This window comes from Citrobacter sp. MGH 55, from assembly GCF_016906145.1.
In the GTDB taxonomy this organism is placed as follows: domain Bacteria; phylum Pseudomonadota; class Gammaproteobacteria; order Enterobacterales; family Enterobacteriaceae; genus Citrobacter_A; species Citrobacter_A amalonaticus.
On sequence record NZ_CP070239.1, the window covers coordinates 2,101,440 to 2,121,836 of the forward strand.

Annotated in this window: 20 protein-coding genes; 15 read left to right on the forward strand and 5 right to left on the reverse strand. The window is 54.9% G+C overall.

What is annotated here, in order from left to right:
* Nucleotides 1-2: 2 nt before the first annotated feature.
* Entirely contained in the window at nt 3-332 is a 330-nt protein-coding gene (gene zapA / locus JTI98_RS08445) for a cell division protein ZapA (RefSeq protein WP_042999351.1), read from the reverse strand.
* Nucleotides 333-498: 166 nt separating this feature from the next.
* Here zapA and ygfB point away from each other — a divergent pair, with 166 nt between their 5' ends.
* The 8 genes from ygfB (at nt 499) to JTI98_RS08485 (ending at nt 10,675) form a co-directional block, all read left to right on the forward strand.
* Nucleotides 499-1,077, forward strand: coding sequence for a UPF0149 family protein YgfB (gene ygfB, locus JTI98_RS08450; protein WP_086512802.1), 579 nt, complete (start codon nt 499-501; stop codon nt 1,075-1,077).
* Nucleotides 1,078-1,105: 28 nt separating this feature from the next.
* On the forward strand, nt 1,106-2,422 hold the full coding sequence (pepP, locus tag JTI98_RS08455) for a Xaa-Pro aminopeptidase (RefSeq protein WP_042999353.1): 1,317 nt from the start codon (nt 1,106-1,108) through the stop codon (nt 2,420-2,422).
* The gene (gene ubiH / locus JTI98_RS08460) at nt 2,419-3,597 is read left to right on the forward strand and encodes a 2-octaprenyl-6-methoxyphenyl hydroxylase (protein ID WP_216082123.1); all 1,179 of its coding nucleotides are present in this window, start codon (nt 2,419-2,421) and stop codon (nt 3,595-3,597) included. The genes pepP and ubiH overlap by 4 nt, the downstream gene beginning before the upstream one ends.
* 88 nt (nt 3,598-3,685) lie before the next feature.
* Nucleotides 3,686-4,888, forward strand: a complete 1,203-nt coding sequence (ubiI, locus tag JTI98_RS08465; protein ID WP_044327065.1) for an FAD-dependent 2-octaprenylphenol hydroxylase — start codon at nt 3,686-3,688, stop codon at nt 4,886-4,888.
* A gap of 450 nt (nt 4,889-5,338) precedes the next feature.
* Nucleotides 5,339-6,433: a glycine cleavage system aminomethyltransferase GcvT gene (gene gcvT, locus JTI98_RS08470; protein WP_216082124.1), complete on the forward strand. Its 1,095-nt coding sequence runs from the start codon at nt 5,339-5,341 to the stop codon at nt 6,431-6,433.
* Nucleotides 6,434-6,458: 25 nt separating this feature from the next.
* Nucleotides 6,459-6,848, forward strand: coding sequence for a glycine cleavage system protein GcvH (gcvH, locus tag JTI98_RS08475; protein WP_200112056.1), 390 nt, complete (start codon nt 6,459-6,461; stop codon nt 6,846-6,848).
* A gap of 131 nt (nt 6,849-6,979) precedes the next feature.
* Nucleotides 6,980-9,853, forward strand: a complete 2,874-nt coding sequence (gene gcvP / locus JTI98_RS08480) for an aminomethyl-transferring glycine dehydrogenase (protein ID WP_216082125.1) — start codon at nt 6,980-6,982, stop codon at nt 9,851-9,853.
* 78 nt (nt 9,854-9,931) lie between these two features.
* Nucleotides 9,932-10,675, forward strand: coding sequence for an SDR family oxidoreductase (locus tag JTI98_RS08485; RefSeq protein ID WP_042999359.1), 744 nt, complete (start codon nt 9,932-9,934; stop codon nt 10,673-10,675).
* Nucleotides 10,676-10,779: 104 nt separating this feature from the next.
* Here the strand turns inward: JTI98_RS08485 and bglA are convergent, their stop codons facing one another.
* Entirely contained in the window at nt 10,780-12,213 is a 1,434-nt protein-coding gene (gene bglA, locus JTI98_RS08490) for a 6-phospho-beta-glucosidase BglA (RefSeq protein WP_042999360.1), read from the reverse strand.
* Nucleotides 12,214-12,332: 119 nt separating this feature from the next.
* A complete protein-coding gene (locus JTI98_RS08495; RefSeq protein WP_044264419.1) occupies nt 12,333-13,061 on the reverse strand; it encodes a MurR/RpiR family transcriptional regulator in 729 nt (242 codons plus the stop codon).
* Between the two features lie 52 nt (nt 13,062-13,113).
* On the opposite strand from JTI98_RS08495, the gene yqfB reads away from it, so the two are divergent.
* On the forward strand, nt 13,114-13,425 hold the full coding sequence (yqfB, locus tag JTI98_RS08500; RefSeq protein WP_042999362.1) for a N(4)-acetylcytidine aminohydrolase: 312 nt from the start codon (nt 13,114-13,116) through the stop codon (nt 13,423-13,425).
* Nucleotides 13,426-13,587: 162 nt separating this feature from the next.
* Nucleotides 13,588-14,247: a hemolysin III family protein gene (locus JTI98_RS08505; RefSeq protein ID WP_042999363.1), complete on the forward strand. Its 660-nt coding sequence runs from the start codon at nt 13,588-13,590 to the stop codon at nt 14,245-14,247.
* An 80-nt stretch (nt 14,248-14,327) separates the two neighbouring features.
* Here the strand turns inward: JTI98_RS08505 and ygfZ are convergent, their stop codons facing one another.
* Nucleotides 14,328-15,308 carry a tRNA-modifying protein YgfZ gene (ygfZ, locus tag JTI98_RS08510; protein WP_044327232.1) on the reverse strand — a complete coding sequence of 327 codons (981 nt, stop codon included), beginning with the start codon at nt 15,306-15,308 and terminating at the stop codon, nt 14,328-14,330.
* A gap of 256 nt (nt 15,309-15,564) precedes the next feature.
* On the opposite strand from ygfZ, the gene sdhE reads away from it, so the two are divergent.
* Entirely contained in the window at nt 15,565-15,831 is a 267-nt protein-coding gene (sdhE, locus tag JTI98_RS08515; RefSeq protein ID WP_042322123.1) for an FAD assembly factor SdhE, read from the forward strand.
* Nucleotides 15,812-16,219, forward strand: coding sequence for a protein YgfX (locus tag JTI98_RS08520; protein ID WP_044254016.1), 408 nt, complete (start codon nt 15,812-15,814; stop codon nt 16,217-16,219). The genes sdhE and JTI98_RS08520 overlap by 20 nt, the downstream gene beginning before the upstream one ends.
* 100 nt (nt 16,220-16,319) lie before the next feature.
* Here the strand turns inward: JTI98_RS08520 and fldB are convergent, their stop codons facing one another.
* Nucleotides 16,320-16,841, reverse strand: a complete 522-nt coding sequence (fldB, locus tag JTI98_RS08525; protein WP_042999366.1) for a flavodoxin FldB — start codon at nt 16,839-16,841, stop codon at nt 16,320-16,322.
* Nucleotides 16,842-16,941: 100 nt separating this feature from the next.
* Here fldB and xerD point away from each other — a divergent pair, with 100 nt between their 5' ends.
* The 3 genes from xerD to recJ are packed head-to-tail and all read left to right on the forward strand — an operon-like array spanning nt 16,942 to nt 20,314.
* Nucleotides 16,942-17,838 (forward strand): site-specific tyrosine recombinase XerD, encoded by an 897-nt coding sequence (xerD, locus tag JTI98_RS08530; protein ID WP_042999367.1) that lies wholly within the window; start codon nt 16,942-16,944, stop codon nt 17,836-17,838.
* A gap of 23 nt (nt 17,839-17,861) precedes the next feature.
* Nucleotides 17,862-18,575 carry a bifunctional protein-disulfide isomerase/oxidoreductase DsbC gene (gene dsbC / locus JTI98_RS08535; protein ID WP_042999368.1) on the forward strand — a complete coding sequence of 238 codons (714 nt, stop codon included), beginning with the start codon at nt 17,862-17,864 and terminating at the stop codon, nt 18,573-18,575.
* Between the two features lie 5 nt (nt 18,576-18,580).
* On the forward strand, nt 18,581-20,314 hold the full coding sequence (gene recJ / locus JTI98_RS08540) for a single-stranded-DNA-specific exonuclease RecJ (RefSeq protein WP_044327230.1): 1,734 nt from the start codon (nt 18,581-18,583) through the stop codon (nt 20,312-20,314).
* The last annotated feature ends 83 nt before the right edge of the window (nt 20,315-20,397 follow it).

Genomic DNA, 20,397 nt, shown 5'->3' on the forward strand with positions numbered 1-20,397 from the left:
TGTTATTCAAAGTTTTGGTTCGTTTTTTCGGTTATGCGACCCTGATCAAGCAGTGCCTGTTCAATGGTCTGTTGGAGCATCCGAATACGTTGTTCCATGCTCGCCGCGTAGTCGCGGGTCTTCGCTTTTTCCTGAGCCAGTTCGTAGCTAATATTCAGTGCAGCAATGAATACCAGTTGCTCAGTATTTGTGACTCTAGTGCGAACTTTCAGATCTTGCAACCGCTGATTCAGATCGTCCGCAGCCTGATTCAACGCATCCCTTTGTTCAGGCGGGCAATTCACTCGCAGTGAACGGCCAAATATTTGGATATCGACGGGTTGTGCAGACATGCCACCTTCCTGCTGATTGACTGTGCTGCCTTCGTCTCCAGACCCTGGGTCCGCGAAGGGGCGACACTATAGCTACCCTGGTGTGAAGATACAAGCCCTATTCTGGTTCACCAGGGTCCAAAGTGGTAGCATACCATGAATATCCTCCCTTTGATGACGAATGCTTATGTCTATACAGAACGAAATGCCTGGTTACAGTGAAATGAACCAGTATTTGAACCAACAAGGGGCCGGACTGACCCCTGCGGAAATGCACGGTTTGATCAGCGGGATGATTTGCGGTGGTAATAACGACAGCTCCTGGCAGCCGCTGCTTCACGACCTGACGAACGAAGGGCTGGCCTTCGGTCATGAACTGGCTCAGGCGCTGCGTAAAATGCACTCCGCGACCAGCGACGCGCTTGAAGATGATGGTTTCCTTTTTCAGCTTTATCTGCCTGAAGGCGATGACGTGAGCGTTTTCGATCGTGCAGACGCACTGGCGGGATGGGTTAATCACTTCCTGCTTGGCCTCGGCGTCACGCAGCCGAAGCTCGATAAAGTGACCGGAGAAACGGGCGAAGCCATCGACGATTTGCGCAATATCGCGCAGCTCGGCTATGACGAAGATGAAGATCAGGAAGAGCTGGAGATGTCGCTCGAAGAGATCATCGAGTATGTGCGTGTCGCGGCGCTGCTGTGCCACGATACCTTCACTCGTCAACCGCCGACCGCACCGGAAGTGCGTAAACCGACCCTACACTAAAAAGTAAAACGATAATGGAGGCCACGTCATGACACCGCAGGAATACCAACGTCGTCGCCAGGCACTGCTTGCGCAAATGCAGCCAGGCAGCGCCGCGCTGATTTTTGCCGCGCCGGAAGTAACGCGCAGCGCGGACAGTGAATACCCGTATCGCCAGAGCAGCGATTTCTGGTATTTCACCGGTTTTAACGAACCGGAAGCCGTTCTGGTACTGATTAAAAGCGACGATACCCATAACCACAGCGTGTTGTTCAACCGCGTTCGCGATCTGACTGCAGAAATCTGGTTTGGTCGACGTCTGGGACAAGATGCCGCGCCGGAAAAACTGGCGGTGGATCGCGCGCTGGCCTTCAGCGAAATTAATCAACAGCTTTTTCAACTGCTTAATGGTCTGGACGTGGTGTATCACGCGCAGGGCGAATATGCGTATGCGGATGAGATTGTCTTCACCGCGCTGGAAAAACTGCGCAAAGGCTCGCGCCAGAACCTGAAAGCGCCGTCGACCCTGATCGACTGGCGGCCGATGGTGCATGAAATGCGCCTGTTTAAGTCGCCCGAAGAGATTGCGGTGATGCGTCGTGCTGGAGAAATTACGGCACTCGCGCATACCCGGGCGATGGAGAAATGCCGTCCGGGGATGTTTGAGTATCACCTGGAAGGCGAAATTCACCACGAATTTACTCGCCACGGCGCACGCTATCCGTCCTACAACACCATTGTGGGCAGCGGTGAAAATGGCTGTATTCTGCATTACACCGAAAATGAAAGTGAACTGCGTGACGGTGATTTGGTGCTGATTGATGCAGGTTGTGAATACCAGGGCTATGCCGGGGATATCACCCGAACGTTCCCGGTGAATGGCAAATTTACCCCGGCGCAACGTGAAATCTACGACATCGTCCTGGAATCACTGGAAACCAGCCTGCGTCTGTACCGTCCGGGCACCTCGATTCAGGAAGTCACCGGCGAAGTCGTGCGCATTATGATTACCGGGCTGGTGAAGCTGGGTATTTTGCAGGGCGAAGTGGATCAACTGATCGCCGATAACGCGCATCGTCCGTTCTTTATGCACGGTCTGAGCCACTGGCTGGGGCTGGATGTCCATGATGTCGGCGAATATGAGCAGGATCGCTCCCGCATCCTGAAGCCAGGAATGGTGATTACCGTTGAACCAGGGCTGTATATTGCGCCTGATGCCGATGTCCCGGAAGCGTATCGGGGGATCGGGATCCGTATTGAAGATGACATTCTGATCACCGAAAACGGCAACGAAAATCTGACCGCTGGCGTCGTCAAAAAGGCGGATGAGATTGAAGCGTTAATGGCGGCGGCGAAAAAGGCATGAGCGTGATCATTGTTGGCGGTGGCATGGTGGGCGCGACGCTGGCGCTGGCGATTTCCCGGTTGAGTCAGGGGACGCTGCCGGTTCATCTGATTGAAGCGACCGCCCCCGAAGCGGACAGTCATCCCGGGTTTGATGCCCGGGCGATTGCGCTCGCGGCGGGGACCTGCCAACAACTGGCACGCATTGGCGTCTGGCAGGCAATTGCCGACTGCGCCACCGCGATCAATACCGTCCATGTCAGCGATCGGGGTCATGCCGGTTTTGTGACGCTCGATGCTGAGGACTATCGCATTCCGGCGCTGGGTCAGGTGGTTGAGCTGCATGACGTGGGGTTACGCCTGTTTGCTCTGCTGCGAAAAGCGCCTGGCGTCACGTTGCACTGCCCGGATCGGGTTGCCAGCGTGTCGCGTACCGAAGACCAGGTGAATGTCACGCTGGAGACGGGCGAAACGATCGTCGGACGCGTTCTGGTGGCAGCGGATGGTACCCGTTCAGCGCTGGCCACCGCCTGCGGCGTTGACTGGCAACAGGAACCCTATGAACAGTTGGCGGTGATCGCTAACGTCTCAACCGCCGTTACACATAATGGCCGCGCGTTTGAACGGTTTACGGCGCATGGACCATTGGCGATGCTGCCGATGTCTGAAGGGCGCAGTTCGCTGGTGTGGTGCCATCCGCTGGAACACCGTGAGGAGATTCTGGGCTGGTCAGATGAACGTTTCTGTCGCGAACTCCAGACGGCATTTGGCTGGCGGTTGGGGAAAATCACGCACGCAGGCAAACGGAGCGCGTATCCGCTGTCGCTCACCACGGCGGCGAAGGCATTCACGCACCGTACCGTGCTGGTAGGTAACGCCGCGCAGACGCTGCATCCGATTGCAGGGCAGGGGTTCAACCTCGGACTGCGCGATGTCATGAGCCTCGCCGAAACGCTGACTGAAGCGCAGGCAACGGGCAGGGACGTCGGTGATTACGCCGTGCTCTCGCACTATCAACAGCGTCGTCAGGGGGATCGCCAGGCTACGGTCGGCGTGACGGACAGTCTGGTCCATCTGTTTGCCAACCGCTGGGCGCCGCTGGTTGTTGGGCGCAACATGGGACTGATGACCATGGAATTATGCCCTCCCGCCCGCAATGCGTTTGCGCAGCGGACGTTAGGCTGGGTGGCGCGGTAAACATCTCCAGACCGGATAAGCGAAGCGCCATCCGGTATTTATACGAACATGACGCCCGATGGCGGTTTCCGATTTCCAGGAGTAAACAGTGCAAAGTGTTGATGTAGCAATCGTGGGTGGAGGCATGGTTGGCCTGGCTGTCGCGTGCGGGTTACAGGGCAGCGGTTTACGTGTCGCTGTGCTCGAACAGCGCGAACCGCAGCCGTTGGCGATGGATGCCGATCCTGCGCTTCGCGTGTCGGCAATCAATGCCGCCAGTGAAAAACTGCTTACCCGTCTGGGCGTCTGGTCAGACATTGTGGCTCGTCGCGCCAGTTGTTATCACGGGATGGAAGTGTGGGATAAGGACAGCTTTGGCCGCATTGAATTTGATGACCAAAGCATGGGCTACAGCCATCTGGGCCATATCGTAGAGAACGCGGTGATCCATTACGCGCTGTGGCAAAAAGCGCAGCAATCCTCCGATATCACGCTGATGGCGCCTGCCGAATTGCAGCAGGTGGCGTGGGGGGAAAACGAAGCCTTCCTGACGCTGAAAGATGGCGCAATGCTCACCGCGCGTCTGGTGATTGGTGCCGACGGGGCGAATTCGTGGCTACGCAATAAGGCAGACATTCCGCTGACCTTCTGGGATTACCGCCATCATGCGCTGGTCGCGACTATTCGCACCGAAGAAGCGCACGGTGCTGTTGCCCGTCAGGCGTTTCACGGTGAAGGCATTCTGGCGTTTTTGCCGCTCAGCGATCCGCATTTGTGCTCCATCGTCTGGTCGCTTGTGCCGGAAGCGGCTGAACGGATGCAGCAGCTTAGCGATGAGCAATTTAATCAGGCGCTGAACATCGCCTTTGATAATCGTCTGGGGCTGTGTCAGGTGGAAAGCGACCGCCAGGTGTTTCCGCTGACAGGACGCTATGCGCGTCAGTTTGCCGCGCATCGTCTGGCGCTGGTGGGCGACGCTGCGCATACTATCCATCCGCTGGCCGGACAGGGCGTAAACCTCGGTTTTATGGATGCAGCAGAACTGGTGGATGAACTCAAACGTCTGCATCGTCAGGGTAAAGACATCGGTCAGTACCTTTATTTGCGTCGCTATGAGCGTAGCCGTAAGCACAGCGCCGCGATGATGCTCGCGGGCATGCAGGGATTCCGCGAGCTGTTTGCGGGGACGAATCCGGCGAAAAAACTGCTGCGTGATATAGGGCTGAAACTGGCTGATACGCTCCCTGGCGTTAAACCGCAACTTCTCCGTCAGGCAATGGGATTAAACGATCTGCCTGAGTGGCTTCGCTAAGCATTCCCTCTTTTTAAAGAATTTGAAACCCGTCACATTTCCTTCTCCCGGCGTCTTCGCCGGGAGGCTTCCCTCATTTGAAATAAACTAATTTCACTCTTCTTTTCGCATTATATTTTCTAATGTCATGATTTTCTCGCAACGCCAGTTTTGACATTTTTTTAGCGTTTAATATTGGTATGTGCGGCTGTTATGGATGAGTGCTTATCATTTATCTGTATTAATGGCCTTTTCAATGGTTTTTTATGCTGATGGTGTTTTGGCGGCTTTTGGTCATAAGCTAATGTGATGGTTAATTTTGTTTTATGGTTTAGCGTGGATTTCGGTGGTAAGTTCAGGGGCAAAGAGAACGTTTGCGTCGGAGTCCAGGAGTGACGTCGATGCCGGGTTTCGTGGCGACAATTTTCGCTGCGAAAGGGTGGTCAGCCCCGCTTATTCAATGAGGACAAGATGGCTCAACAGACGCCTTTGTACGAACAACACACGCTATGCGGCGCGCGCATGGTCGATTTCCACGGCTGGATGATGCCGCTGCATTATGGTTCTCAGCTCGATGAACACCATGCGGTTCGCACCGATGCCGGAATGTTTGATGTGTCGCACATGACCATCGTCGATCTACGCGGCAGTCGCACTCGGGAGTTCTTGCGTTATCTGCTGGCGAACGATGTGGCAAAGCTCACGAAAACCGGCAAGGCGCTTTATTCCGGTATGCTTAACGCCTCGGGCGGCGTGATAGATGACCTGATTGTCTATTACTTTACCGAAGACTTCTTCCGCCTCGTTGTTAACTCCGCCACTCGCGAAAAAGACCTCTCCTGGATTACCCAACACGCTGAACCTTATGCCATCGACATTACCGTGCGTGATGACCTGTCGCTGATCGCGGTGCAGGGGCCTAACGCGCAGACGAAGGCGGCATCTCTGTTTACTGACGAGCAGCGCAAAGCCGTTGAAGGCATGAAACCTTTCTTCGGCGTGCAGGCCGGCGACCTGTTTATCGCCACGACCGGTTATACCGGTGAAGCGGGCTATGAGATTGCGATGCCGAATGAAAAGGCGGCGGATTTCTGGCGTGCGCTGGTGGAAGCGGGGGTGAAACCGTGTGGTCTGGGCGCGCGCGATACGCTGCGTCTGGAAGCGGGGATGAACCTGTATGGTCAGGAGATGGACGAGGGCATTTCTCCACTGGCGGCTAATATGGGCTGGACTATCGCCTGGGAGCCGACTGACCGCGATTTTATCGGGCGTGAAGCGCTGGAACTCCAGCGTGAAAAAGGCCACGAGCAGCTGGTTGGTCTGGTGATGACCGAGAAAGGCGTGCTGCGTAACGAACTGCCGGTACGTTTCACCGATGCCCAGGGTAATCAACTGGAAGGCGTTATCACGAGCGGTACCTTCTCTCCGACGCTGGGCTACAGCATTGCGTTGGCGCGCGTACCAGCGGGCATTGGCGAAACGGCCATTGTGCAGATTCGCAACCGCGAAATGCCGGTAAAAGTCACTAAACCTGTTTTTGTGCGTAACGGCAAAGCCGTCGCGTGATTCATCCTTTTCTGGAGATTGATTGATGAGCAACGTACCAGCAGAACTGAAATACAGTAAAGAACACGAATGGCTGCGCAAAGAAGCTGACGGCTCTTACACCGTTGGCATTACCGAACACGCTCAGGAACTGTTGGGCGACATGGTTTTTGTTGACCTGCCGGAAGTCGGCGCGACCGTGAGTGCGGGTGATGACTGCGCGGTTGCAGAATCGGTCAAAGCCGCTTCTGATATCTATGCGCCGATCGGCGGTGAGATCGTGGCCGTTAACGATGCGCTGAGCGACTCCCCGGAACTGGTGAACAGCGAGCCGTACGCCGATGGCTGGATCTTCAAAATCAAAGCCAGTGATGAGAGCGAACTGGACTCGCTGCTGGATGCAACTGCGTACGAAGCATTGTTAGAAGACGAGTAAATCTGCCTTTGCCGGATGGCGCTGCGCTTATCCGGCCTGGAAGGCATGCGTAGGCCCGGTAAGCGTTAGCGCCACCGGGCTCGCAGACAGAGACAATCACGATTCACTGCACGTTTCAGGAACCATCGCCCATGACACAGACGTTAAGCCAGCTTGAAAACAGCGGCGCTTTCATTGAACGCCACATCGGACCGGACGCCACGCAACAGCAAGAGATGCTGAATGCCGTTGGCGCCGGGTCGTTAAACGCGCTGATCGGCCAGATTGTGCCGAAAGACATTCAGCTCGCAACCCCGCCGCAGGTGGGCGAGGCGGCGACCGAATACGCCGCGCTGGCAGAATTAAAGGCCATCGCCGGGCGTAACAAGCGCTTCACGTCATACATCGGCATGGGTTATACCGCCGTGCAACTACCACCGGTTATCCTGCGTAACATGCTGGAAAACCCGGGCTGGTACACCGCCTATACGCCTTATCAGCCGGAAGTGTCTCAGGGCCGCCTGGAAGCACTGCTGAACTTCCAACAGGTGACACTGGATCTGACCGGTCTGGACATGGCTTCCGCTTCGCTGCTCGATGAAGCCACTGCGGCTGCAGAAGCGATGGCAATGGCGAAGCGCGTCAGCAAACTGAAAAACGCGAACCGTTTCTTTGTGGCTTCAGATGTGCATCCGCAAACGCTGGATGTTGTTCGTACGCGTGCGGAAACTTTTGGTTTTGACGTGATTGTGGATGATGCGGCGAAAGTGCTGGATCACCAGGATGTGTTCGGCGTGCTGTTACAGCAGGTGGGTACCACCGGTGAAGTCCACGACTACAGCACGCTGATTAGCGAACTGAAATCACGCAAAGTGATCGTCAGCGTTGCTGCCGATTTTATGGCGCTGGTGCTGCTGACCGCACCGGGAAAACAGGGCGCGGACATTGTTTTCGGCTCTGCGCAACGCTTTGGCGTACCGATGGGCTATGGCGGCCCACACGCGGCATTTTTTGCTGCAAAAGATGAATTCAAACGCTCCATGCCGGGCCGTATTATCGGCGTATCGAAAGATGCGGCGGGCAATACCGCGCTGCGTATGGCGATGCAGACGCGCGAGCAGCATATTCGCCGCGAGAAAGCGAACTCCAACATTTGTACCTCACAGGTACTGCTGGCAAACATCGCCAGCCTGTATGCCGTTTATCATGGCTCGGTTGGCCTGAAACGCATTGCGAATCGTATCCACCGTCTGACCGATATCCTGGCCGTGGGCCTGCAACAAAAAGGGCTGAAACTGCGTCATGCCCACTATTTTGACACACTGTGCGTGGAAGTGGCGGACAAAGCCGCAGTGCTGGCGCGTGCGCAAGCGGCAGAAATCAACCTGCGCAGTGATATCCATAACGCAGTCGGCATTACGCTTGACGAAACCACCACCCGTGAAAATGTCTTGCAGTTGTTTACGGTTCTGCTGGGTGACGGCCACGGTCTGAACATCGACACCCTGGACAAAGAGGTGGCGCACGACAGTCGTTCAATTCAGGAAAGTATGCTGCGTGATGACGCCATCCTGAGCCACCCGGTATTCAATCGCTATCACAGTGAAACTGAGATGATGCGCTACATGCACTCGCTGGAGCGCAAAGATCTGGCGCTGAATCAGGCGATGATCCCGCTGGGTTCCTGCACGATGAAGCTGAATGCGGCAGCGGAAATGATCCCAATTACCTGGCCGGAATTTGCCGAACTGCATCCGTTCTGCCCGCCAGAACAGGCGGAAGGCTACCATCAGATGATTGGTCAGCTTTCTGACTGGCTGGTCAAACTGACCGGTTACGACGCCGTCTGTATGCAGCCGAACTCTGGTGCGCAAGGGGAATACGCCGGTCTGCTGGCGATCCGCCATTATCACGAAAGCCGCAATGAAGGGCATCGCGATATCTGCCTGATCCCGGCCTCTGCGCACGGGACTAACCCGGCTTCCGCACAGATGGCAGGGATGCAGGTAGTGGTCGTGGCCTGTGATAAGAACGGGAATATCGATCTTGGCGATCTGCGTGAAAAAGCCGCTCAGGCGGGCGAAAACCTCTCTTGCATCATGGTGACCTATCCGTCTACCCACGGCGTTTACGAAGAGACGATCCGCGAAGTGTGCGAGATCGTGCATCAGTTCGGTGGTCAGGTTTATCTCGACGGCGCAAATATGAATGCTCAGGTGGGTATCACCTCGCCGGGATTTATCGGCGCTGATGTTTCGCACCTGAACCTGCACAAAACCTTCTGCATTCCGCACGGCGGCGGTGGCCCAGGCATGGGACCGATTGGCGTGAAATCGCACCTTGCGCCGTTTGTACCAGGCCACAGTGTGGTGCAGATTGAAGGGATGCTGACCCGTCAGGGCGCGGTGTCTGCCGCACCGTTCGGCAGCGCATCAATTCTGCCAATCAGTTGGATGTACATCCGCATGATGGGCGCTGAAGGACTGAAGCAGGCAAGTCAGGTGGCGATTCTGAATGCCAACTACATTGCCAGCCGTCTGAAAGACGCATTCCCGGTGCTCTATACCGGTCGTGATGGGCGCGTGGCGCACGAGTGTATTCTCGACATTCGTCCGCTGAAAGAAGCGACCGGCATCAGTGAACTGGATATTGCCAAACGCCTGATCGACTACGGTTTCCATGCGCCGACCATGTCGTTCCCGGTCGCGGGTACGCTGATGGTTGAGCCAACGGAATCGGAAAGCAAAGTGGAACTGGATCGCTTTATTAACGCGATGCTGGCGATTCGTGCGGAAATCGATCGCGTGCAGAGCGGCGAATGGACGCTGGAAGATAACCCACTGGTTAACGCGCCGCATACCCAAAACGAGTTGGTAGCAGAGTGGAATCACGGTTACAGCCGTGAAGTGGCGGTCTTCCCGGCGGGTGTAGCGAACAAGTACTGGCCAACCGTGAAGCGTCTTGATGACGTTTATGGCGACCGTAACCTGTTCTGCTCCTGCGTGCCGATGAGCGAATACCAGTAATTTTGCCACGGTAGTAAATCATTTGTAGGCCGGGTAAGGCGAAGCCGCCACCCGGCTTTTTCATATCGGGAGAACGTTATGGGAATCGCACTGGTTACCGGCGGCAGTCGTGGCATTGGGCGCGCGACCGCGTTGCAGCTGGCAGATGAGGGTTACACGGTTGCCGTTAATTTTCATCATAATATTCGGGCTGCCACCGAGGTGGTGAATAAGATAGTCGCCGCTGGCGGGAACGCGTTTACCCTGCGCGCAGATATCAGTGACGAAGCGCAGGTCGTGGCGATGTTCGAATCGATCGACCGTGAAAATGAGCCGCTGGTGGCGCTGGTCAATAATGCCGGAATTTTGTTTGAACAAAGCACAATCGAAAACCTCTCTGCCGAGCGGATTAACCGCGTGTTAGCGACCAACGTGACGGGGTATTTCCTCTGCTGTCGCGAAGCGGTCAAGCGGATGTCGCACAAACACGGCGGTCACGGCGGGGCGATTGTGAACGTGTCGTCAGCGGCGTCGCGGCTGGGCGCGCCGGGGGAATATGTTGACTATGCGGCGTCGAAAGGGGCTGTCGATTCTCTGACGACGGGACTGGCGCTGGAGGTGGCGGCGCAGGGTATACGGGTCAACGGTGTACGTCCGGGGTTAATTTACACCGAAATCCACGCCTCCGGTGGCGAGCCTGGACGGGTGGATCGCGTGAAGTCGATGTTACCTATGCAGCGCGGCGGACAGCCGGAAGAGGTGGCGCAGGCCATAGCCTGGCTGCTGAGCGAGAAAGCGTCGTATGTCACGGGCAGTTTTCTGGAACTGGCGGGCGGGAAGTAATGTAATGTTTGCCGGATAACGCTGCGCGATATCCGGCTTATATTCCCTTTCCCGAAAGAGCATGTAGGCCGGATAAGGCGTTTACACCGTCATCCGGCAAAAGCTCACAGCACCTCGCCGTTGCTGGCGATCACGGCTTTGTACCAGTCGAAACTCTTCTTGCGTGAACGGGACATGTCACCCGTGCCGTCGTCGTGCTTGTTCACATAGATAAAGCCATAACGTTTGCTGTACTGGCCGGTGGTGAAAGAGACGCAGTCGATACAGCCCCATGGCGTGTAACCCATCAGATCCACACCGTCATACGTGACCGCCTTCATCATCTCTTCGATATGGGCGCGCAGATAGTCAATGCGGTAGTCGTCGTTAATGCTGCCATCGTCTTCTACTTTATCGTAAGCGCCAAAGCCGTTTTCAACGATGAACAACGGTTTCTGGTAACGTTCATACAGTTCGCACAGCGAGTAGCGTAGACCCACCGGGTCAATCTGCCAGCCCCAGTCGGAGGCTTTGACGTGCGGATTCGGTACGCTGCCTTCGAACCCCGAAATGGCATCGCCACTGCCGCCTTCGGCCTTCACTGCGTTGGTCATGTAGTAACTGAAGCCGAGGTAATCGCAGGTACCTTCACGCAGAATCGCGGTATCGCCGTCTTCCATTTTAATGTTAAAGCCGCGACGCTCCCACTCATTGAGGACATAGGACGGGTAGTAACCGCGCAACTGAACGTCAGTGAAAACATAACGCTCGCGCATGGATTCCTGGGCGAACATGACGTCTTCTGGCTTGCAGGAGAATGGATACAGCGCGACCATCGCCAGCATGCAGCCCACCTTCATCTCCGGATTGATGCGACGCGCCGCCTTCACGGCTAACGCGCTGGCAACAAACTGGTGGTGCAGCACCTGGTACATGGTCTCTTCCGGGTTTTCGTGCTCGGTATAAACAACGCCAGAGCAGCAATAGCCAAACAGCGGCGCACGCCAGTTGCGCTGGTTGTTGATTTCGTTGAAGGTCATCCAGTATTTGACCTTATGCTTATAGCGTTCAAACACCACTTCGGCAAAACGAACAAAGAAATCAACGACCTTGCGGTGAGTCCAGCCGCCGTACTGCTGAACCAGGTGCAACGGCATTTCAAAGTGAGAAAGGGTAATGACCGGTTCGATATTGTACTTGAGCAATTCATCAAACATGTCGTCGTAGAATTTCAGCCCTTCTTCATTTGGCTGTGTTTCGTCACCTTGTGGGAAGATTCGGGTCCAGGCGATGGACGTGCGGAAGCATTTAAAGCCCATTTCGGCAAACAGCTTGATGTCTTCTTTATAGTGGCCATAAAAATCGACCGCTTCGTGGTTCGGGTAATATTTACCCGGCACCACCTGCTGAGTGATTTCACGGGGTACGCCATGCGCGCCGCCGGTCAGAACGTCACAAATGCTCGGTCCTTTACCGCCTTTGTTCCAGCCGCCTTCAACCTGATGTGCAGCAACCGCGCCGCCCCAGAGAAAATCTTTTGGTAAGGTGAGTTTTTTCATCGTTGCGTCATCTCAAATTAATACAATCTGATTTGAGTCTAACAAAGGGAAGGTAAATGTCACGATATAACAAAATAGCGAAACGGTAATTTGTTACCGCCAAAAAACAATCTGTTTTTTTATGCTATTTTTTTCGCCAGCTTTCGGCCAAGGGATTCGAGAATATAAATAACGGGAATTTGCGTGGTGATATCGTACACGCCAGCAATGCGGGTTTGCGGCACATGCCAGGAGAGATTAAAGTCCGCCAGTTTGGCGAGGCGCGAGTGTTCATGGCTGGTAATCGAAAGCACTTTGCAGTTATGCAGGCTGAACTGGCTGGCAAAGCGCAGGATCTCTTCGGTTTCGCCAGAGACCGATAACACAATTGCCAGCGCATTACGCGCCATATCGTTCGTCACCGGGAAATAAGGATCATCAATGTGGTTGCTGAATTTCCCGACGTTTGAGAAAAAACGCGCGCCATATTTCGCCAGGGCACCTGAGGTACCGGCACCGACAAATATAATGCGCTCGGACGATAAAATAATCTCTACAGCCTGATCGAGTAATTGATCAAATTCATCGTTATTTACGCCTTTAAAGAAACTGATAATTTCGCTGGCGCCAAAATTAGCCTGTTGCGGTTCGTTCTGCTCTAAATATAATTTAAAGCGTACGCGAAATTCAGAGTAGCCTTCACAGTTAAGCTTGCGACAGAAACGCAACACGGTGGTGGTCGATACACCCGCCGCTTCAGCCAGCTCCCGAATGGTCATGTACATGACTTTGTCACGGTTCTTGATGACATAGTTGTAGACCAACATCTCAATGTTGTTGAGACTGGCGATGGCAGCGTGGGAGAACATACTCACTATGGCAATACTCACTCATCAGATTTTACCTAAAGGGAATAATAACATGCAGCCAAATGACATCACTTTTTTTCAACGTTTCCAGGACGACATTCTGGCAGGGCGTAAGACGATCACTATTCGTGATGAGTCAGAATCTCACTTCAGGACCGGTGACATTCTGCGGGTAGGGCGTTTCGAGGACGATGGCTATTTTTGCACAATTGAGGTGCTGGGAACGTCAACCGTCACGCTCGACACGTTGACGGAAAAACATGCACAACAGGAAAACATGACGCTGGAGGAACTGAAGCGGGTGATTGGCGAGATTTACCCGAATCAGTCACAGTTTTATGTGATTGATTTTAAATGCCTTTGAATTAAATGAACAACTGTTAGTTGAAAAGTGCGTTTCAACATTTTGATTTATAACGATTAGTTTTAAAATGATATTTATTTTGGCTAACAGGTGTTCACTGGAACCATTCTCAGTTACGCTAGAGGCGCAATCACGAACAAGTTCGTTTCTCCGGAGTAAGTTATGGTCCAGAAGCCATTAATCGCGCAAGGATATTCACTGGCAGAGGAAATCGCCAACAGCATCAGTCATGGCATTGGGCTGGTGTTTGGTATCGTCGGTCTGGTGTTGTTGCTGGTGCAGGCGGTGGATATGAATGCCAGTGCGACAGCGATTACCAGTTACAGCCTGTACGGCGGCAGCATGATTTTGCTGTTTCTGGCGTCGACCCTGTATCACGCGATACCACATCAGCGGGCGAAGATCTGGCTGAAAAAATTCGACCACTGTGCGATTTACCTGCTCATTGCCGGGACCTATACGCCGTTTCTGCTGGTTGGGCTAAATTCACCGCTGGCGCGTGGGCTAATGATCGTTATCTGGAGTCTGGCGCTGCTCGGCATTTTATTCAAACTGACGATAGCCCACCGGTTTAAAGTGCTGTCGCTGGTGACCTATCTGACGATGGGGTGGCTGTCACTGATTGTGGTGTATCAACTGGCGATCAAACTGGCGGTGGGCGGCGTAACGCTACTGGCCGTAGGCGGCGTGGTCTATTCGCTGGGAGTGATTTTCTACGTCAGTAAGCGTATTCCCTACAACCATGCTATCTGGCACGGGTTTGTGCTGGGCGGCAGCGTATGCCACTTTCTGGCCATCTATTTGTACGTAGGACAGGCGTGATGTGATGCTTTACCGTCTTATCCGGACTACGACTTTTCCCCGTAGACCGGATAAGCGAAGCGCCATCAGGTGCTGATGAATTACTCTTCCAGTGAATAGGGCAGCGGCTCGATGTGCAATGTGTTGGCATCGTCGCGCACGCGGAATACACTGTCGGCCTCCATATCGTTGTTCATCACCACCTGTACCCGTAGCTGACCGTCATCCAGTTGCACTGCCGCGAGGACGGTGCCAGTACGACGCCAGTTCTCACCCATTTTCATTTCAAGATCGTCACCCGCTTCCGGTACACGACTGGCCTTACCCGCCAGAGACCATAACGCGCGTTTGTTCGCCCCGCGGAATTTCGCTCGCGCCACCATCTCCTGACCGGTATAGCAGCCTTTCTTAAAGCTGATACCGCCCAGCGCCTGGAGATTAGTCGCCTGCGGGATAAACTGCGCGCTGTTTGCTGAATCAATCACCGGCAGACCGGCCTCAATATCCAGTGCCAGCCATTGCTGACTGTTATTCAGTTCGGCTTCACCACGCAGTTTTTCGGTTACGGTTTCCGCGGTTGCCACATCGGTAACCAACAGGAAGCGTTCTACCGGATGTTCAAACCACAGCAGGGTCGTCGCTCCTTCACGCGTGACAGGCTTTTCGCTGTCGGGCAGTTCGCTGAACAGATTCACCAGTGCGGCACGCGCCTGGAAACCCGCCACACCGAGCAGTACGCGTTCGTCGTCTGGGGCAATCGTCACTTTCGAGAACACAGCGTATTTTTTCAGTTCGCCTACCTGCGCATCACGCAGACTACGGCGTTCAATCCAGGCAAAACCGTCGCCGTCGCGGAACAGCCGCAGGTTGCTCCACATTTTTCCTTTAGCGTCGCAGTGGGCGGCCAGGACGTGTTGGTGTTCAGTCAGTTGACTCACGTCAGCTGTCACCTGACCCTGGATATACTTCTCGCTGTCAGCCCCGGTAATCGTGGCCAGCGCCCAGTCATCTAACGTCATCAGCGTCACGGGCAAACGCGCTGAAGCTGAGGGTTGACGAGGTGGAAATGGAGTAAATGCCATAAAAATGTCCTGATTTGCTTAACGCAGTGATAATGACTAATGGTAAAAGAGCTATGGCCCAATGCAAGCGCTTTGATAGTCCCATTTGTGCCTTATCTTACAGATTGCGAGGCGGCATCCATAAAACATGAACCCATTGACTTATTGGGGATTTAATTAGCGATCGCGCTTGTGGTTACGGATATTCCCGCAAAACAGGATGAAAAACACGTTACAATAGCCGGGTAGTTCATTTGAGTGAGACAGGAAGAAGAACATGGATATTAACAATAAAGCACGTATTCACTGGGCATGCCGACGCGGTATGCGTGAACTCGATATTTCCATCATGCCGTTTTTCGAACATGAATACGACACGTTGAGTGATGATGAAAAACGTATTTTTATCCGCCTGCTGGAGTGTGATGACCCGGATTTATTCAACTGGTTGATGAATCACGGTAAACCGGCAGATGCTGAACTGGAGCAGATGGTACGACTCATCCAGACACGGAATCGGGATCGTGGTCCTGTGGCAATCTGATCTCCGCGTCTCATGGCGCGCACAGTGGCTATCACTCCTTCTGCATGGGCTGGTGGCCGCGGCGATTCTATTAATGCCATGGCCGCTGAGCTACACGCCGCTGTGGTTGATACTGCTTTCGCTGGTGGTGTTTGACTGTGTCCGCAGCCAGCGGCGAATTAACGCCCGTCAGGGAGAGGTCAAACTTCTGATGGATGGACGGCTCCGCTGGCAGGGGCAGGACTGGCTTATCGTCAGTGCACCGTGGATGATCAAAACCGGCATGATGCTGCGCTTGCGCTCAGAAACCGGTAAACGCCAGCATTTGTGGCTCGCGGCTGACAGTATGGATAAGGCGGAATGGCGGGATTTACGCCGCCTGATGATGCAACCGTCGACGCAAGGGTAGTGCCGACGAATGCCTGATGGCGGACAGCTTTAAGGCCTACGATGCGGTGTGTCATGTAGGCCGGATTAGGCGTTCACGCTATCATCCGGCAAAACGGTTATCAGGAATAGTGCTCGGCCATTTCACCGAGAATCTGCTCGCACCACGCCTGAATACGCTCATCGCTGAGATCGTATTGATTGGTTTCATCCAGTGCGAGACCGACGAACAACTGCCCATCGGCAATGACCGGTTTAGGGCTGGTGAACTCATAGCCTTCGGTAGGCCAGTAACCGACGAATTTGACGCCTTTGGTCGACAGTTTGTCATGCAACATGCCCAACGCGTCAAGGAACCACTCGCCGTAGCCTAACTGGTCGCCCATACCGTAAAGCGCGACAATTTTGCCTTCGAGGTTGAGTTCGTCCAGTTGATCCCAGACGGCTTCCCAGTCCTCCTGAATTTCACCGAAATCCCAGGTGGGAATGCCTAAGATCAGCACATCGTACTGCTCCATCAGGGCCGGGGCATCATCTTTCAGATTATGCAGCGTCACCAGTTCCGGGCCGATGATGTCACGAATTTTCTCCGCAGCCATCTCGGTGTAGCAGGTGCTGGAACCGTAAAAAAGACCAATATTCATCGCGTAAACGTCTCAATACTTGCTATGACTTTGCGCGTAGTGTACCAGAAACCCGTATCATTGAGTCATAATGGCAGACTGCAGAATCAAAGGAGCAGATGTGGAACAGGATCTTGCGCGCATCGAACAATTCCTTGATGCGCTCTGGCTGGAGAAAAATCTGGCGGAAAATACGCTGAGCGCCTATCGCCGCGATCTGACCATGCTGGTGGAGTGGCTCGCGCACCGTCAGGTGTCGCTGGAAACCGCGCAAAGTGACGATCTGCAGGCCTTGCTGGCCGAGCGGATGGACGGTGGGTATAAAGCTACCAGTACCGCACGACTGCTGAGCGCGGTGCGGCGGCTATTCCAGCATCTTTACCGCGAGAAAATTCGCACCGACGATCCAAGCGCGACGCTGGCATCGCCCAAGCTCCCGCAGCGTCTGCCGAAGGATCTCAGTGAAGCGCAAGTAGAACGGTTATTACAAGCTCCCGTGGTTGACCAACCGCTGGAGTTACGCGATAAAGCCATGCTTGAGATTTTATATGCCACCGGACTGCGCGTGTCTGAACTGGTCGGACTGACGATGAGCGATGTCAGCTTGCGTCAGGGCGTAGTGCGGGTGATTGGTAAAGGCAATAAAGAGCGTCTCGTGCCATTGGGCGAAGAGGCGGTGTACTGGCTGGAGACGTATCTGGAACATGGGCGTCCGTGGCTGCTGAACGGCGTGTCGATTGACGTGCTGTTTCCCAGCCAGCGCGCGCAGCAGATGACGCGCCAGACCTTCTGGCACCGCATTAAGCACTATGCCGTCTTAGCGGGAATCGACAGTGAAAAGCTGTCGCCGCACGTTTTACGCCACGCATTTGCCACGCATTTGCTCAATCATGGCGCCGATTTACGCGTGGTGCAGATGTTGCTGGGTCACAGCGATCTCTCCACCACGCAGATTTATACACATGTTGCGACAGCGCGCCTGCGTCAACTTCATCAACAGCATCACCCAAGAGCGTGAATGCTGAGCGAACAGGAAAGGTTATGAAAAAAGGTTTAATGCTGTTTACCCTGCTCACCACTGCGTTTTCCGGCCTGGCACACGCCGACGACGCCGCGATCCGTCAGTCTCTGACGAAACTGGGCGTGCAGAGCACGGATATTCAACCCGCCCCGGTTGCCGGGATGAAAACGGTGCTGACCAACAGCGGCGTGCTGTATGTGACAGAAGACGGTAAACACATCATTCAGGGGCCAATGTACGATGTCAGCGGCGCGACGCCAGTCAACGTGACCAACCAGCTGCTGATGAAGCATCTGAACGCGCTGGAAAACGAAATGATCGTCTATAAGGCGCCGCAGGAAAAACACGTCATTACCGTCTTTACCGATATCACCTGCGGCTACTGCCACAAGCTGCATGAAGAGATGAAGGACTACAATGCGCTGGGCATTACCGTGCGCTATCTCGCCTTCCCGCGTCAGGGACTGGATAGTCAGGCCGAGCAGGATATGAAGTCAATCTGGTGCGCGCAAGACAAAGCCAAAGCGTTTGACGACGCGATGGCAGGCAAAGGCGTGAAAGCGGCGACCTGTGAGGTGAACATCGCGGATCACTATGCGCTGGGCGTGCAGTTTGGCGTAAGCGGTACACCGGCGATTGTGCTGAGCAACGGCTATGTCGTGCCAGGCTATCAGGGACCGAAAGAGATGAAAGCGTTTCTTGACGAGCACCAAAAACAGACCAGTGGTAAGTAATTCGCGTGAAACAACAGATACAACTTCGTCGGCGGGAAGTCGATGAGTCGGTAGAACTGCCTGCCGACCTTTCGCCGCTGCTACGTCGCCTGTATGCCAGCCGTGGCGTACGCAGTGCTCAGGATCTTGAGCGCAGCGTCAAAGGCATGCTGCCATGGCAGCAACTGAGCGGCGTCGAAAAAGCGGTCGAAATTCTCTATAACGCCTTTCGCGAGGGGACGCGCATCATTGTTGTCGGCGATTTCGATGCGGATGGGGCGACCAGTACCGCCCTGAGCGTGCTGGGTATGCGCGCTCTGGGCTGCGATAACATCAGCTACCTCGTGCCAAACCGCTTTGAGGATGGTTACGGCTTAAGTCCGGAAGTGGTCGATCAGGCCCATGCGCGTGGCGCGCAGCTGATCGTCACCGTCGATAACGGTATCTCTTCCCATGCCGGTGTGGATCACGCCAGGGCGCTGGGGATCCCGGTCGTGGTCACCGATCACCACCTGCCGGGCGAGACGCTGCCCGCCGCCGAAGCCATCATCAACCCGAATCTGCCCGATTGTGATTTCCCCTCGAAATCGCTGGCCGGTGTGGGCGTGGCGTTTTACCTGATGCTCGCCCTGCGTACCTTCCTGCGCGACAAAGGCTGGTTTGACGAACGCGGCATTGCGCCGCCAAACCTGGCGGATCTGCTCGATCTGGTCGCGCTGGGCACCGTGGCGGACGTGGTGCCGCTGGATGCCAACAACCGAATCCTCACCTGGCAGGGCTTAAGCCGCATTCGGGCCGGAAAATGCCGTCCGGGGATCAAAGCGTTGCTGGAAGTGTCCAACCGTGATGCGCAAAAACTCGCCGCCAGCGATTTAGGGTTTGCGCTTGGTCCGCGTCTGAATGCGGCGGGTAGGCTGGATGATATGTCCGTCGGCGTGGCGCTGCTGTTGTGCGATAACATTGGCGAAGCGCGGATACTGGCCAACGAACTGGATGCGCTAAACCAGACGCGTAAAGAGATTGAACAGGGAATGCAGGCGGAAGCACTGACCCTGTGCGAGAAGCTGGAACGCAGTCGCGAAACGTTGCCCGGAGGTCTGGCGATGTATCATCCTGAGTGGCATCAGGGGGTGGTCGGGATCCTCGCCTCGCGCATTAAAGAGCGTTTTCACCGCCCGGTGATCGCTTTCGCACCGGCTGGCGACGGCACGCTAAAAGGCTCCGGACGTTCCATTCAGGGACTGCACATGCGTGATGCGCTGGAGCGGCTGGATACGTTGCATCCGGGGTTGATGATTAAATTCGGCGGCCATGCGATGGCGGCGGGACTGTCGCTGGAAGAGGCAAAATTCGACCTGTTCCAGCAGCGTTTTGGCGAGCTGGTCACGGAATGGCTGGATCCCTCGCTGTTACAGGGGGAAGTGGTCTCTGACGGCCCGCTCAGCGCCGCGGAGATGACGATGGAGGTCGCGCAACTGCTGCGTGATGCCGGTCCGTGGGGGCAAATGTTCCCGGAACCGCTGTTTGACGGGCGTTTTCGCCTGCTTCAGCAGCGTCTGGTTGGCGAGCGACATTTGAAAGTGATGGTCGAACCCGTTGGCGGAGGACCGCTGTTAGACGGCATCGCCTTTAACGTCGACACTGCCTGCTGGCCGGATAACGGCGTGCGCGAAGTCGAGCTGGCCTACAAACTGGATATTAACGAATTTCGCGGCAACCGCAGTTTGCAGATCATCATCGATAATATCTGGCCCGTGTAATCTGACCAATTTCCCGTCACTATTCTCTATAAATAAGCGCGTGGATTGGGTACAATCCCGCTCTTATCACCGCATTTTGACAA

Coding starts and splice junctions, on each gene's coding strand:
- pepP (WP_042999353.1), top strand. CDS start 1,106: ATGACACCGCAGGAATACCAACGTCGTCGCCAGGCACTGCTTGCGCAA.
- ygfB (WP_086512802.1), top strand. CDS start 499: ATGTCTATACAGAACGAAATGCCTGGTTACAGTGAAATGAACCAGTAT.
- yqfB (WP_042999362.1), top strand. CDS start 13,114: ATGCAGCCAAATGACATCACTTTTTTTCAACGTTTCCAGGACGACATT.
- ubiH (WP_216082123.1), top strand. CDS start 2,419: ATGAGCGTGATCATTGTTGGCGGTGGCATGGTGGGCGCGACGCTGGCG.
- gcvH (WP_200112056.1), top strand. CDS start 6,459: ATGAGCAACGTACCAGCAGAACTGAAATACAGTAAAGAACACGAATGG.
- gcvT (WP_216082124.1), top strand. CDS start 5,339: ATGGCTCAACAGACGCCTTTGTACGAACAACACACGCTATGCGGCGCG.
- sdhE (WP_042322123.1), top strand. CDS start 15,565: ATGGATATTAACAATAAAGCACGTATTCACTGGGCATGCCGACGCGGT.
- fldB (WP_042999366.1), bottom strand. CDS start 16,841: ATGAATATTGGTCTTTTTTACGGTTCCAGCACCTGCTACACCGAGATG.
- JTI98_RS08505 (WP_042999363.1), top strand. CDS start 13,588: ATGGTCCAGAAGCCATTAATCGCGCAAGGATATTCACTGGCAGAGGAA.
- zapA (WP_042999351.1), bottom strand. CDS start 332: ATGTCTGCACAACCCGTCGATATCCAAATATTTGGCCGTTCACTGCGA.
- dsbC (WP_042999368.1), top strand. CDS start 17,862: ATGAAAAAAGGTTTAATGCTGTTTACCCTGCTCACCACTGCGTTTTCC.
- JTI98_RS08495 (WP_044264419.1), bottom strand. CDS start 13,061: ATGTTCTCCCACGCTGCCATCGCCAGTCTCAACAACATTGAGATGTTG.
- gcvP (WP_216082125.1), top strand. CDS start 6,980: ATGACACAGACGTTAAGCCAGCTTGAAAACAGCGGCGCTTTCATTGAA.
- ygfZ (WP_044327232.1), bottom strand. CDS start 15,308: ATGGCATTTACTCCATTTCCACCTCGTCAACCCTCAGCTTCAGCGCGT.
- bglA (WP_042999360.1), bottom strand. CDS start 12,213: ATGAAAAAACTCACCTTACCAAAAGATTTTCTCTGGGGCGGCGCGGTT.
- JTI98_RS08485 (WP_042999359.1), top strand. CDS start 9,932: ATGGGAATCGCACTGGTTACCGGCGGCAGTCGTGGCATTGGGCGCGCG.